This window comes from Streptomyces sp. NPDC057963 (assembly GCF_042887155.1).
Taxonomy (GTDB): Bacteria; Actinomycetota; Actinomycetes; order Streptomycetales; family Streptomycetaceae; genus Streptomyces.
In genome coordinates, this window is record NZ_JBHVPX010000006.1 from 1 (window position 1) to 12,150 (window position 12,150).

The 12,150-nt window shown below is 71.3% G+C and carries 11 protein-coding genes; 2 read left to right on the top strand and 9 right to left on the bottom strand.

Features of this window, described 5'->3' with window-relative positions; genetic code table 11:
* Positions 1-432: 432 nt before the first annotated feature.
* Positions 433-1,440 carry a stage II sporulation protein M gene (locus ACFVT1_RS15615; protein ID WP_389795512.1) on the bottom strand — a complete coding sequence of 336 codons (1,008 nt, stop codon included), beginning with the start codon at positions 1,438-1,440 and terminating at the stop codon, positions 433-435.
* A gap of 120 nt (positions 1,441-1,560) precedes the next feature.
* On the opposite strand from ACFVT1_RS15615, the gene ACFVT1_RS15620 reads away from it, so the two are divergent.
* The gene (locus tag ACFVT1_RS15620; RefSeq protein WP_389795514.1) at positions 1,561-2,529 is read left to right on the top strand and encodes an RDD family protein; all 969 of its coding nucleotides are present in this window, start codon (positions 1,561-1,563) and stop codon (positions 2,527-2,529) included.
* 161 nt (positions 2,530-2,690) lie between these two features.
* On the opposite strand, the gene ACFVT1_RS15625 is transcribed toward ACFVT1_RS15620, so the two are convergent.
* The 8 genes from ACFVT1_RS15625 to ACFVT1_RS15660 all read right to left on the bottom strand — a co-directional run bounded on the left by ACFVT1_RS15625 (position 2,691) and on the right by ACFVT1_RS15660 (position 11,389).
* Entirely contained in the window at positions 2,691-3,302 is a 612-nt protein-coding gene (locus tag ACFVT1_RS15625) for a hypothetical protein (protein WP_389795515.1), read from the bottom strand.
* A 201-nt stretch (positions 3,303-3,503) separates the two neighbouring features.
* A complete protein-coding gene (ahcY, locus tag ACFVT1_RS15630; RefSeq protein ID WP_389795516.1) occupies positions 3,504-4,961 on the bottom strand; it encodes an adenosylhomocysteinase in 1,458 nt (485 codons plus the stop codon).
* Positions 4,962-5,295: 334 nt separating this feature from the next.
* The gene (locus ACFVT1_RS15635; protein ID WP_389795517.1) at positions 5,296-6,288 is read right to left on the bottom strand and encodes a cation diffusion facilitator family transporter; all 993 of its coding nucleotides are present in this window, start codon (positions 6,286-6,288) and stop codon (positions 5,296-5,298) included.
* Positions 6,289-6,375: 87 nt separating this feature from the next.
* On the bottom strand, positions 6,376-7,557 hold the full coding sequence (manA, locus tag ACFVT1_RS15640; RefSeq protein WP_389795518.1) for a mannose-6-phosphate isomerase, class I: 1,182 nt from the start codon (positions 7,555-7,557) through the stop codon (positions 6,376-6,378).
* A gap of 76 nt (positions 7,558-7,633) precedes the next feature.
* Complete coding sequence (locus ACFVT1_RS15645) at positions 7,634-8,770, bottom strand: SIS domain-containing protein (RefSeq protein ID WP_389795519.1); 1,137 nt, start codon at positions 8,768-8,770, stop codon at positions 7,634-7,636.
* A 121-nt stretch (positions 8,771-8,891) separates the two neighbouring features.
* Entirely contained in the window at positions 8,892-9,074 is a 183-nt protein-coding gene (locus tag ACFVT1_RS15650) for a Trm112 family protein (RefSeq protein WP_030927015.1), read from the bottom strand.
* Between the two features lie 304 nt (positions 9,075-9,378).
* Entirely contained in the window at positions 9,379-10,743 is a 1,365-nt protein-coding gene (locus tag ACFVT1_RS15655) for a phosphomannomutase/phosphoglucomutase (RefSeq protein ID WP_389795521.1), read from the bottom strand.
* A 265-nt stretch (positions 10,744-11,008) separates the two neighbouring features.
* A complete protein-coding gene (locus ACFVT1_RS15660) occupies positions 11,009-11,389 on the bottom strand; it encodes a DUF3499 domain-containing protein (RefSeq protein ID WP_362207310.1) in 381 nt (126 codons plus the stop codon).
* Between the two features lie 322 nt (positions 11,390-11,711).
* Between ACFVT1_RS15660 and ACFVT1_RS15665 the strand changes: the two genes are divergently transcribed.
* Positions 11,712-12,140, top strand: coding sequence for a metallopeptidase family protein (locus ACFVT1_RS15665; protein WP_389795523.1), 429 nt, complete (start codon positions 11,712-11,714; stop codon positions 12,138-12,140).
* Positions 12,141-12,150: the final 10 nt, after the last annotated feature.

Genomic DNA, 12,150 nt, shown 5'->3' on the forward strand with positions numbered 1-12,150 from the left:
CTTTCCCTTCGGTCTTGCGTTTCCGACTCTATCAGACTCTTTCGTGTCCGATTCCCGGTCGAAGCGGGGTTGCTTTCCAGTTCTTCGCTTTCGCGCTTTCCCTTTCCGGCGGTTCCAACCTTACCAGACTCTTTTCCGTTCCGTTTCCGGTCCGAATTTGAATTCCGGCGGCCTTTGGAGTGGCCTTGCCTCTCGGCTGACTCGACTTTACCAGAATCATTTGGCCGAACTGATCGGCTGCATGCTCCGGAATGAGAGAATCAATGGCTCTGCGGAAATTCCATTTCCGTTGAGAGCGAAGAAGACACTAACCGTTGGGATCGGACCTGTCCAGTCCGACGCAACCGTTAAAATCTACCTCCCCAGATCAACCATGTCAACGGTCTCTCGGGGCGAAGAGGAGACTAGCAGGTCAGCGGGGGTGTACGCACATCAGGCTGCGGCCGGGAGTTCGGCGCTGCGTTCTGTGGGATCGATGTCGCCCCGATCGCCCGCTCGGGCTGCGCGGCCGCCCAGTACGTAGACGTACACGAGGAAGGCCAGCTCGGCCGTGATGCCGATGGTGATGCGTCCCCAGGTCGGGAGACCGGAAGGGGTGACGAAGCCTTCGATGAGGCCCGAGACGAACAGGACCAGGGCGAGGCCGATGGCCATGCCGATCGCGGCGCGGCCCTGTTGCGCCAAGGCCGAGCGGCGGGTGTGCGGGCCCGGGTCGATGACCGTCCAGCCGAGGCGCAGGCCCGTACCGGCTGCGACGAAGACGGCGGTGAGCTCCAGCAGCCCGTGCGGGAGGACCAGCCCCAGGAAGGTGTCGAGGCGGCCGGCTGAGGACATCAGGCCGATACCGACCCCGAGGTTGAGCACGTTGAGGAAGAGGATCCAGACCACGGGGATGCCCAGGAACGCTCCCAGGACCAGGCACATGGCTGCGGCCCGGGCGTTGTTCGTCCACACCTGGGCGGCGAAGGACGCGGCGGGGTGGCTGGAGTAGTAGGTCTCGTACTCCCCGCCCGGGTCGGTCAGGCGGCGGAGATCCTCCGGTGCCGCGATGGCCGACTGGACTTCCGGATGTGTGCCGATCCACCAGCCGATGACGGCGGCCAGCAGCGTGGAGAGGACGGCCGCGGGTATCCACCAATGCCTGGATCGGTAGACCGCGGCCGGGAAGCCGGCTGTCAGGAAGCGTGCGGCGTCGCGCCAGGAGGCTCGGCGGGTGCCCGTCACCGTGGATCGGGCACGGGCGACGAGCTGGGTGAGGCGCGCGGTGAGCATCGGGTCGGAAGCACCGGACTGGAGGAGCGAGAGATGGGTGGCCGTGCGTTGGTAGAGCTCGACGAGCTCGTCGGCCTCGTCGCCGGTGAGACGGCGCCCGCGGTGCAGGAGGTGGTCCAGACGGTCCCACTCGGTGCGGTGGGCGGTGACGAAGACGTCGAGGTCCATGGTCGGCTGCTGCTCCAGGCATGGGGGCGGACGGGTTCGTACTACGGCGGCGCGTTGCGGGTCAGCTTGGCAGACTGAGGTCCCGAGGGGCAGGGAAGACCGGCGAGGGATGGGGCGGCGATGACGGAGCTCGTGACCGGGGACGCGGTGGTACTGGGGCTGCGGCCCGCGAAGTTGCCGAGTCGGGCACTGGCGCTGGCCATCGACCTCGCCGTGGTGGGGGCGGCGTTCGTCCTGGTGTCGATCGGCCTGGCCATGGCGACGGCGACGCTGGACGACGCGGCCTTCGCGGCGGTGTCCGTGGCGGCCTTTCTGCTCGTATTGGTGGGCGGGCCGATCGCGGTGGAGACCCTCAGCCATGGGCGTTCGCTGGGGAAGCTGGCGTGCGGCCTGCGCGTGGTCCGGGACGACGGGGGGCCGATCCGGTTCCGGCATGCGCTGGTGCGCGGGGCCATGGGGGTCGTCGAGATCCTCATGACGCTCGGGGTCGTCGCCTGTATCGCTTCGCTGGTGTCGGCGCGGGGACGGCGGCTCGGGGATGTGTTCGCGGGAACGCTCGTCGTACGGGAGCGGGTGCCGGCGGGGCGGGCGGTGGCCGTGCCGCCTCCGCCGCCGTGGCTGGTCGGGCGGTTCGCGGGGCTGGATCTGTCGGCGGTACCGGACGGTCTGTGGCTGGCGATACGGCAGTACCTGACGCGGATGCACCAGCTCGACGCGCAGGTGGGCCTGGCCATGGCGGCGCGGCTGGCCGGGGAGCTGGCGGCGCGGACGGGCGCTCCGGTGCCCGAGGGGGTGCCGGCCGGGGCGTATCTGGCGGCCGTGGTGAACGAGCGGCAGGCGCGGGATGCGCGGCGGGTGCTCGTCGCCGCTCAGGACGGTGCCCCTCGGGACGGTGCCGCCCAGGATCGCGCTGCTCGGGTCCGTGGCGCGCAGGTGGGAAGCGGGGCCGTGGAGGGTGGGGTCGCTGCTGCCCCGCCGGTGGGGTCCGGGCCGTTCGCCGGAGGTACGGGGGCGGGCGCTCCCGTGGTCCCAGCGGTGAAGGAGGGCGGGGCGGCGCCCGCGGCGACGGGGTTCGCGCCGCCCGCCTGAGGGCTGTCCCGTAGTCCCTGGTGGATTGGCGCGCCGCGTCGGATGCGGTGCGTCGCGAGGCGGACTGACGCCCGAACTACTGGGTGTATTCGGGCGTTCCGACAACGCGGCGCGGTGCCGTGGCTGTCGTCGCACGCCCGCCAGGGACCACGGGACAGCCCTCAGTGCGGTGAGGGCGGGGATTCCAGGTCTTCGAGCTCGATGCCGGGGGCCGAGAGGACCACGTCGCCGGCGATGTGAACGGTGTGCTGTTCGCCGGTGTCCAGGGCGCTGACCTGGTACTCGTCCACAGTCAGGGGGCCGTTGTCAGTGGCGTGCGCTTCACTGTTCACCAGGGCCCAGGACTGGTCGACGGTACGGGGGGCGAGGACCGGGTCCGTGAAGGCGACCAGGCGGACGCGGGTCGCGGGGGAACCGGGGGTGAGGCGCAGAAGTCGCGAGGTCGCGACGAGAAACGCGGGGGACGTGCCGGTGAAGGCGTGGGCGCGCACATTGCCTTCGGTGGCATGGGTTCCGGTCGGGTCGGTACGGACCCAGGTGACGCCTTCCAGGGCGGCGCCGCGGACCTGCCAGCTCGCGGCGTGGAGTTCGAGGCGGATGGGGCGGCCCAGTTCGTCGAGGGTCAGGTCGACGGAGCCGAGGTGGTCGCCGGAAGGGGCGGTGGTCCGGGAGACGTAGCGCCAGCCGGAGGGACCGGGGGCGCACTGGAAGTCTTCTTCGCCGAGGAGGGTGTGATCGTGGAGATCGTGGAGCGAATATCGGCCGCGGGGCATGGGGTCCTTCGAGGTTCCTCGGGCTGAGCGGGTGCGGTACGGGGCAGGCCCCCGGCACGGGGGTGCGGGGGCCTGCGTCCGTAGCTGCTGCTGAGGCTGTTCCGTCTGTCGGCGGCCGTGGTGACCGAAGCCGTCACCGGCCCGGACGCCGCTTCCCGATGGTGGGATGCGCGGTCGCCGACGGGCCGGATCAGGAGCCGATCAGTAGCGGTAGTGGTCGGGCTTGTACGGGCCTTCGACCTCGACACCGATGTAGGAAGCCTGCTCGGGGCGGAGCGTCGTCAGCTTCACGCCGAGCGCGTCGAGGTGGAGACGGGCGACCTTCTCGTCCAGGTGCTTGGGCAGCACGTAGACGTCGGTCGGGTACTCCTCGGGCTTGGTGAACAGCTCGATCTGGGCCAGGGTCTGGTCCGCGAACGAGTTGGACATCACGAACGACGGGTGGCCGGTGGCGTTGCCCAGGTTCAGCAGGCGGCCCTCGGACAGCACGATGAGGACCTTGCCGTCGGGGAACGTCCAGGTGTGGACCTGCGGCTTGACCTCGTCCTTGACGATGCCGTCGATCTTCGCCAGGCCGGCCATGTCGAGCTCGTTGTCGAAGTGGCCGATGTTCCCGACGATGGCCTGGTGCTTCATCTTGGCCATGTCGGCGGCCATGATGATGTCCTTGTTGCCCGTCGTGGTGACGAAGATGTCGGCCTTGTCGATGACCTCGTCGAGGGTGGTCACCTGGTAGCCGTCCATCGCCGCCTGCAGCGCGCAGATCGGGTCGATCTCGGTGATGATCACGCGGGCGCCCTGGCCGCGCAGCGACTCCGCGCATCCCTTGCCGACGTCGCCGTAGCCGCAGACGACCGCGGTCTTGCCGCCGATGAGGGTGTCGGTGGCGCGGTTGATGCCGTCGATCAGGGAGTGGCGGCAGCCGTACTTGTTGTCGAACTTGGACTTGGTGACGGCGTCGTTGACGTTGATCGCCGGGAAGAGGAGGGTGCCGTCGCGGTGCATCTCGTACAGCCGGTGCACACCGGTCGTGGTCTCCTCGGTGACACCGCGGATCTCGGACGCCAGCTGGGTCCACTTCTGCGGGGACTCGCCGAGGGTGCGGTTCAGCAGGGTGAGGATGTGGCCGTACTCCTCACTGTCCGCGGTCGACGGGTCCGGGGCCGCGCCGACCTTCTCGAACTCGACGCCCTTGTGGACGAGGAGGGTGGCGTCACCACCGTCGTCGAGGATCATGTTCGGGCCGCCGGTGGGGGTGTTCGGCCAGGTCAGAGCCTGTTCCGTGCACCACCAGTACTCTTCGAGCGTCTCGCCCTTCCAGGCGAAGACCGGGACGCCCGCGGGGGCGTCCGGGGTGCCGTTCGGACCCACGGCGATGGCCGCGGCGGCGTGGTCCTGGGTGGAGAAGATGTTGCAGGAGGCCCAGCGGACCTCGGCGCCGAGCGCGACCAGGGTCTCGATCAGCACGGCGGTCTGCACGGTCATGTGCAGCGAACCGGTGATGCGGGCGCCGGCCAGCGGCTGCGCGGCGGCGTACTCCTTGCGGATCGACATCAAGCCGGGCATCTCGTGCTCGGCGAGGGTGATCTCCTTGCGGCCGAACGCCGCGAGGGTGAGGTCGGCGACCTTGAAGTCCTGTCGATTGGCGACCGTCGTCATAACGGGCTGCTCCTCGTAATGGGTGTCGAGGTGGGCACGGCTGGCTCTGCGGCGGCGGGCACACGAATGCCCGGGCGCTCGCAGCGCAGTCCGTCGGAGGCCCTCTCTCCCTCGGCCGGTCCGCGCATACGGACCGATCGACCGCCATCAGCAGCGACGTCTGACACTGCCGTCGAATCTACACCGACCGGCCCAGTCGCTCCCAGCCCGCCCGGGAGGGAAGTGGCCGGAAGGGCGGTCCCGGGAGCGGGAGTGGCGGGCCGCCGGAGCGGGCGATCGGGGCGGGGGTGTGCGTGAGTGCGGTGGTGGGTGGGGCCGTGGGGTAGGGGGCGGGTCAGTGGTCGGGGTCGGCCGGGGTGTCCGGGGTGTCCGATGCGCCCGGGGTCTTGCCGGGGTTGGTGCCGGCTGCGGCGGCCGCCTCGCTGTAGATGTCCGGTTCCAGATAGATGACCCGGGCGATCGGGACGGCCGCGCGGATCCGGGTCTCGGCGGCGTTGATGGCGTTGGCCACTTCGGTGGCCGTGTCGTCGTGCTGCACCGCGATCTTGGCGGCGACCAGCAGCTCTTCCGGGCCGAGGTGGAGCGTACGCATGTGGATGACGCCGGTGACCGTGTCGCCGTCGACGGCCGCCTCCCTGATCTTCTCGACCTGGTCGGCGCCTGCGGCCTCGCCGAGCAGCAGGGACTTGGTCTCGGCGGCGAGGACGATCGCGATGGCGATCAGCAGGACGCCGATGCAGAGGGTGCCGATACCGTCCCAGACACCGTTGCCGGTAGCGACGGCCAGGCCAACACCGGCGAGGGCGAGCACCAGACCGATCAGCGCGCCGAAGTCCTCCAGGAGCACGACGGGGAGTTCGGGGGCCTTCGCCCGGCGGATGAACTCCCTCCAGGAGAGCGATCCGCGGGTCTCGTTGGACTCCTTGATGGCGGTACGGAAGGAGAAGCCCTCCGCGACGACCGCGAAGACGAGCACTCCGACCGGCCAGTACCAGGCCTCGATCTCGTGCGGGTGCTTGATCTTCTCGTAGCCCTCGTACACCGCGAACATGCCACCGACGGAGAACAGCACGATGGAGACGAGGAAGGCGTAGATGTAGCGCTCGCGGCCGTAGCCGAAGGGGTGCTGGGGGGTCGCCTCGCGCTTGGCCTTCTTGCCACCGAGCAGCAGCAGTCCCTGGTTGCCCGAGTCGGCGACCGAGTGGACGCTCTCCGCGAGCATCGACGACGAGCCACTGAACAGGAACGCCACGAATTTGGCCACTGCGATCGCGAGGTTGGCGCCGAGTGCCGCCACGATCGCCTTGGTTCCGCCTGACGCACTCATGGGTGCCTGGTGTCCCTTCTTCGGTGCTGCGGCCATGGCGCCGCGGTACGGCCGGACATTGTTGCAGCCGCTGATGCGGGCGGTGCGTCAGGCCACCACTGTGGCGCGGAACAGAGCTCCCGTACCGGACACTTCGACCCTCTCGCCGGCGGGCACGAAGACCGATTCGCCGGGCGTGAGACCGAGGGGGCCCGCCTTCGGGGTGCCCGCGGTGCAGAGCAGGATCTGCGGGGTGCCCCTGGTCACATCGACGGGGGCGGCGCCGGGCGACAGGTCGAAGCGCGAGAGCCGGAATTCGTCCACGGGCGTCTCGTAGAGTTCCTCGCCGGACGGGGACGCCTCGGGGCGCAGGACACCGGGGTCGGTCGCCTCGAAGCGGACGATGCGCAGGAGTTCGGGTACGTCGATGTGCTTGGGCGTGAGTCCGCAGCGCAGCACATTGTCCGAGTTCGCCATGATCTCGACGCCGAGGCCGTCGAGGTAGGCGTGCGGGACGCCGGCGCCGAGGAAGAGTGCTTCGCCGGGCTGGAGTTCCACGTGGTTCAGCAGCATCGCCGCGATGACGCCGGGGTCGCCGGGGAAGTGATGGGCGATCCGGGCGTACGGGGCGTGCGCGCCGCCGAGGCGTTCGGCGGCCGCGGCCGCCAGGTTCACCGTTTCGGCCATCTCCGCCCGGTCGGCGCCGAGGATCGCGGTGAGGACCTCGCGCAGGGCCGCCTCTTCGGGGTGGGCGCCGAGGAGGTCGACGTACGGCTCAAGGGCGTCGACACCGAGTGCCGCCATCGCCTCCGCCGCCTCGGTGGGCCTGCGGAACCCGCACAGGCCGGCGAAGGGGGTGAGCGCGCAGATCAGCTCGGGCTTGTGGTTGGCGTCCTTGTACGTGCGGTGGGGGGCGTCGATCGGGACGCACCGGCGCTCCTCGTCCTCGTAGCCCCGCCCGGCCTGTGCGAGGTCGGGGTGGACCTGGAGGGAGAGCGGGGCGCCGGCGGCGAGCAGTTTGAGGAGGAAGGGCAGACGGGGGCCGAACTTCTCGACCGTGGCCCGGCCCAGTTCCCGCTCGGGGTCGGCGTCGACGACCTCGGTGAGGGTCTGCTCGGGGCGGGTCTCTCCGGCGCCGTTCGCACGCGTGAGGCGCGAGGGCGCTCCGGGGTGGGCGCCCATCCACATCTCCGCCTGGGGTTCGCCGGTGGGGGCGATGCCGAGCAACTCGGGGATGGCGGTGGTGGAGCCCCAGGCATAGGGACGCACGGTGTTGGAGAGCCGGTCCATGGGTGGGTCCTTGTCAGGTGCGTGGATCGGGGTGGGGTACCGGCGGAGTGCGGTCCGGTGGGGGCGGGCGCACGCGTCAGGCGCGGGCCGCCGACGCGAGTGCCAGGTAGACGGCGGCGAAGTCGGTGACCGCGAGGAGTTCGGCGAGGGCTTCGAGTCCGGTGCCCTCCTCCGGTTCGAGTTCGCTGATCGCCGTGTCGTGGCCCAGGGCCAGTTCGCGGGCGGCGGGACCGGCGCTCAGCCCGCCGGTGGGACGGTCACGGAGCAGCACGACACGGGCGTGCAGGGGCTCCGTCTCCTCGACCCGGTCGCGGAAGAAGTCGTCGGGGTCGGCTCCGGCGGCGAATGTGCCCGCCAGCAGCGCGCCGTGGGCGGGAAGCGCCTCGGGGAGTTCGGCGGCGAGGGCCGGGCGGCCGGACAGCTCGGCCAGGACCGCGGCGAATCTGCGGCCGACCGGGGCCGCCGACTCGCCCTCCGTCCAGATGAGGGGCAGGCTGTCGGCGAGTTCGGCGGCGAGGGTCTTGGCCGGGTTGCTGTACGTGGCGATGGCCGGACCGCAGCGTTCCGCGGTGCGGTCCAGGCGGTCGGCGACGCTCTGCAGCGACTCGGGGGGTGCGGTGACCAGGCCGACCCGGTCGAGCAGCGCGAGCAGCGGGGTGAACAGGGCCCAGAGCGTGCCGGGGCCCGCCGCCGACGTCTCGGCGTCGTACTCCCCGTGCGGGGCGGTGGCCATCGGCACGACGAGTCCGTGGGCCCCGTCGATCGCCTCGCGCAGCGGTGACCGGTGGGGGGTGACGGCGACGACGCTGCAGCCGCGGCGGTACGCCTGTTCGGCGAGGAGGGAGAGGCCCGGCTCGGAACCGTCGGCCGTGACGATCAGCAGCAGGTCCACGGAGCCGGCCCAGCCGGGCAGCGTCCAGCGCATCGCGCCCGCGGCGGCGGCGACCCCGGTGGGGTGGATGCGGGTGACGGGGGCGGAGGCGCCTGCCAGGGCGGTGATCAGGTCGGCGACACCGGAGGCGGCGGTGCCGGAACCCGCCACGAGTACGGCGCGGGGGCGGCCTTCCGGGTTCAGTGCGGCGATCCCGGCCTCCACCGCGTGCCGGGCGGCGGTACGGACCCGGGCCCCGGCCTCGGCGGCGCCGCGGAGCAGGCCGCGGCGGTCGGCTCGGGCCAGGGCGTCCGGGGCGTCGAGCAGCGACTCGTCGAGCATGGGGACGGTCCTCCGATCACGTGCTGATCACCGTGCGGGGCGCGGACGCCGTTGCGCGCGGGGCGCCGTTGGGCGGTGCGGGGCGCGGACGCCGTTGCGCGCGGGGCGGGGCGCCGTGCCGTTACGCGGGGCGGCGGGCCTCGTCGACAAGGAGGACGGGGATGCCGTCCCGTACCGGGTAGGCCAGGCCGCAGTCCGTGCCGGTGCAGACGAGCTCGGGGCTGTCGGCTGCCGACCGGTCGTCGAGCGGAGAGTGGCAGGCCGGGCAGGCGAGGATCTCCAGAAGGCCGGCTTCGAGCGGCATGGGGTGAGTCCCTTCGGGCATTCGAACCAGCGGGTTCGGGTTCACGCGGATCGGGCGACGTCAGCCTACCGCCGGGGTGCGGGCGGTGGGGCGCGGGCCGGGACTCCGCCCCGGACCCCGGTCCTCGAACGCCGGACGGGCCGACACGGCGGCTTCCGGCAGGGCAGAAACGAATCGTCCACCCCGTCCGGACCCAGCCCGCGCCTCCCCCGCCTCCCCGGCCCCCGCCGCCATCCGTCCAGCCCCGCCGCTCCCGCACGACGGCCGCTTCCGCACGACGGCCGCTCCTGTACGAAGTCCGCCCCTACGACCGGATCAGTGTCAGTACCTCGTCGCGCACCGCCGCCATCGTCCGCTCGTCACGGGCCTCGACGTTCAGCCGCAGCAGTGGTTCCGTGTTGGAGGCCCGCAGGTTGAACCACCAGTCCGGGGCCATGACCGTCAGACCGTCCAGGTCGTCGGTCGTGACTCCGTCGCGGTTCTCGAAGGATGCGCGTACCGCCGCCGTGCGGCCCGGCTGGTCGGTGACCGTGGAGTTGATCTCGCCGGATCCGGTGTAGCGGTCGTACTGGGCAACCAGCTCCGACAGGGTGCCCGGCTGTCCCCCCAGCGCGGCCAGGACATGGAGCGCGGCGAGCATGCCCGTATCGGCGTTCCAGAAGTCGCGGAAGTAGTAGTGCGCCGAGTGCTCGCCGCCGAAAATCGCGCCGTGCTCGGCCATCTCCGCCTTGATGAAGGAGTGGCCCACGCGGGTGCGGACCGGGGTGCCGCCGTTCTCGCGGACGACCTCGGGAACCGTGAGCGAGGTGATCAGGTTGTGGATGACGGTGCCCTTGCCGCCGTTGCGGGCGAGTTCCCGGGCCGCGACCAGGGCGGTGATCGCGGACGGGGAGACTCCGGCGCCGCGTTCGTCGACGACGAAGCAGCGGTCGGCGTCGCCGTCGAAGGCCAGGCCCAGGTCCGCGCCCTCGGCCACGACCCGGGCCTGGAGGTCGACGAGGTTCTTCGGGTCGAGGGGGTTCGCCTCGTGGTTGGGGAACGTGCCGTCGAGCTCGAAGTACAGGGGTACGAGGTCGACGGGAAGGTCCGCGAAGACCGTGGGGACGGTGTGGCCGCCCATGCCGTTGCCCGCGTCGACGACGACCTTCAGCGGGCGGATCGACGCGAGGTCCACCAGGGACAGCAGGTGTGCGGCGTAGTCCGGCAGCGTTTCGCGCTCGGTGACGGTCCCGGGGGCGGCCGCCGGCCGCGGCACTCCGGTCTCGGACCACTTCTCGACCAGGGCGCGGATCTCGGAGAGCCCGGTGTCCTGGCCCACGGGCGCCGCGCCCGCCCGGCAGAGCTTGATCCCGTTGTACCGCGCCGGATTGTGCGAGGCGGTGAACATCGCGCCGGGGAGGCCCAGGCTGCCGGAGGCGAAGTACAGCTGGTCGGTCGAGCACAGGCCGATCGATGTGACGTCTGCGCCGCGCGCCGCCGCACCGCGTGCGAAGGCACCCGAGAGGCCGGGCGACGAGGGCCGCATGTCATGGCCGATCACGATCGCGTCCGCGCCCGTGACCTCGACGAACGCCGCCCCGAACTGTTCGGCCAGCGATGTGTCCCACTGGTCGGGCACCACCCCGCGCACGTCGTACGCCTTCACGATCTGCGACAGATCAGCAGCCACGGGCCGGTCCTCCTGAGATTTCTGCGGACCGCCCAAACTACCCGGCGGCGGCTCGCGCGGGCCGCGGGGCCTTGTGGCCGTGCGGTTGCCCGGCCGGACGCTGCCCGGGGCTCGTGTGGTGGGCGGGGCGGGCTGCTGCCGCGTCCGCGATCGTCAGGCGCCGCCGGGAGACCGTCCCGCCGAGAACCCGGTGACGGCACCGGGACCGCTCCGCGCGTCCGGCATCACAGCGAGGTGCGGGGCGGAACGCCGCACACCGCAGGGCTCAGGAGTCCGGTGAGCGCAGCACGCGCAGATGGCCGCGGCGCGCGACCTCTCTCGGATCCGCGGTCTGCGGGCCACCGCCGCTCCTGCCGTCGCCGCCGCGGTCGTGCGGCCGCGCCGCTTCCCGTACGGCATTGGCGAGCGCTTCGAGATCGTCGCCGCTGGGGCGGGTGGGAGCGGAGGGGTCGGAGAGCCTGACGACCTCCCAGCCACGTGGTGCGGTCAGCCGCTCGCTGTGTTCGGCGCAGAGGTCGTAGCAGTGGGGCTCGGCGTAGGTGGCGAGCGGGCCGAGGACCGCAGTCGAATCGGCATAGACGTACGTCAGTGTCGCGACGGCAGGGCGGCCGCACGCGGTGCGCGAACAGCGACGTACAGGGCTCACGATGTTGGACGGTACCGCACTCTTGAGCGGGCTGCGACGACTCTCCCTCAGGTCACCCCACCGTGTCGCCCCATGACCTCCGGCCCAACCGCCTGCCGGACAGTCCTCCTGACCTGCGGAGGAAGGCGGCGGCACAGGTCGCACCGGCAGCGATTCCGGTCACCACTCGGAACAAAAGCTGTCATTCACGAAGAGATCGGTGGTCAGGAGCCGGGCCTGAAACGAGCTTTCGTCCGGCCGGATTGTTCAGGATGGGACATGTCGACGCCCTGTCAGGGAGCGTCGATCCGCCTGCGCCGCAGGGAGTTACCCTGCGTCAGTGATGGACAGTCCCGTACCGCCCCACCCGCCCGAGCCGCGCCCACGCCGTCGCGACCGCCATGGCCGCGGCATGCGCGGGCCCGTCGCCCCGCCCCAGGTGCCGCTCTCGGCCAGCCGTGCGGAGAACTTCCGCGATCTCGTGCAGGACTCGGTGGAACGGCTGGAACGGCGCTGGCCGCAGCTGGCCGACGTCGACTTCATGGTCCTCGATGTGCCGGTGACGCAGGAGGAGACCGTTCCGCTGGGGCGCGCGGTCTCCGCGGAGAAGGACCGGCCCGCACAGATCGTCATCTACCGGCGGCCCGTCGAGATCCGTACCAAGAACCGTGACGAGCGGGCCCTGCTGGTGCACGAGGTCGTGGTGGAGCAGGTCGCGGACCTGCTCGGGCTCTCTCCGGAGTCGGTGGATCCGCGGTACGGGCAGGAGTAGGGCCGGCCGC

Bases quoted from the DNA above. Each gene is read 5' to 3' on its own strand.
- ACFVT1_RS15625 (WP_389795515.1), bottom strand. From the start codon at position 3,302: ATGCCCCGCGGCCGATATTCGCTCCACGATCTCCACGATCACACCCTC.
- ACFVT1_RS15635 (WP_389795517.1), bottom strand. From the start codon at position 6,288: ATGAGTGCGTCAGGCGGAACCAAGGCGATCGTGGCGGCACTCGGCGCC.
- ACFVT1_RS15665 (WP_389795523.1), top strand. From the start codon at position 11,712: ATGGACAGTCCCGTACCGCCCCACCCGCCCGAGCCGCGCCCACGCCGT.
- ACFVT1_RS15620 (WP_389795514.1), top strand. From the start codon at position 1,561: ATGACGGAGCTCGTGACCGGGGACGCGGTGGTACTGGGGCTGCGGCCC.
- ahcY (WP_389795516.1), bottom strand. From the start codon at position 4,961: ATGACGACGGTCGCCAATCGACAGGACTTCAAGGTCGCCGACCTCACC.
- ACFVT1_RS15650 (WP_030927015.1), bottom strand. From the start codon at position 9,074: ATGCCGCTCGAAGCCGGCCTTCTGGAGATCCTCGCCTGCCCGGCCTGC.
- ACFVT1_RS15615 (WP_389795512.1), bottom strand. From the start codon at position 1,440: ATGGACCTCGACGTCTTCGTCACCGCCCACCGCACCGAGTGGGACCGT.
- manA (WP_389795518.1), bottom strand. From the start codon at position 7,557: ATGGACCGGCTCTCCAACACCGTGCGTCCCTATGCCTGGGGCTCCACC.
- ACFVT1_RS15645 (WP_389795519.1), bottom strand. From the start codon at position 8,770: ATGCTCGACGAGTCGCTGCTCGACGCCCCGGACGCCCTGGCCCGAGCC.